The organism is Neisseria sp. WLZKY-1, from assembly GCF_046546535.1.
Lineage (GTDB): Bacteria > Pseudomonadota > Gammaproteobacteria > Burkholderiales > Neisseriaceae > Neisseria.
This window is the reverse complement of record NZ_JBKGTW010000121.1, coordinates 1-562: the sequence shown is the minus strand read 5'-3', so window position 1 is coordinate 562 and position 562 is coordinate 1. Positions and strand designations below refer to the sequence as shown.

The 562-nt window shown below is 51.8% G+C and carries 1 protein-coding gene; it reads right to left on the bottom strand.

Features of this window, described 5'->3' with window-relative positions; all coding sequences use genetic code 11:
* Window positions 1-50: 50 nt before the first annotated feature.
* Window positions 51-562, bottom strand: a 512-nt coding sequence (locus ACLD9W_RS12460) for a transposase (protein ID WP_410842298.1), incomplete at its 5' end; no start/stop codon positions are given.

Sequence of the window (562 nt, the reverse complement as noted above, 5' to 3'; positions counted from 1 at the left end):
CGTAGCAACTGTATTTTTCACCCCGTCGGGCAAAAATACCAAAACTCAAATCAAGCCGTTTGGATACCGTTTTCGGCAAAGTAATCACGCATCCGGGCATTCAATATCGTCAGCAGTTTGCGCATACATGCCGTAACAGCAACTTTATACGGCTTACCCTTGGACAGCAGGCGCTGATAGAAATCCCGAATAAGCGGTTCAAAACGTGTCGCTACCACGGTAGCCATATACAGCGCCTTGCGCACCGCAGACCTTCCGCCGAAGCAGCGGCTTTTGAATTTGGTTTCGCCGCTCTCCCTCGGGTGCGGCGCAATACCGACCAGGCTCGCTATCCGTTTGTGGTTCAGCCGCCCCAATTCGGGCAGCATCGCCATCAGCGTAGCCGTCGTTATCGAACCGATGCCTTTGATTTGTTCCGCCACTTGGGCTTTGCCGTCAAAATGCGTGTGGGTGTGGTCATCGATTTGTTTGTCCAATTCGTCAATCAGCCGGTCAAAATGGGCAATCAGTTGTTTGACGCTTTCGACTTGCGTTTCGTGAACCTGATGCAGACGGTTTTTCT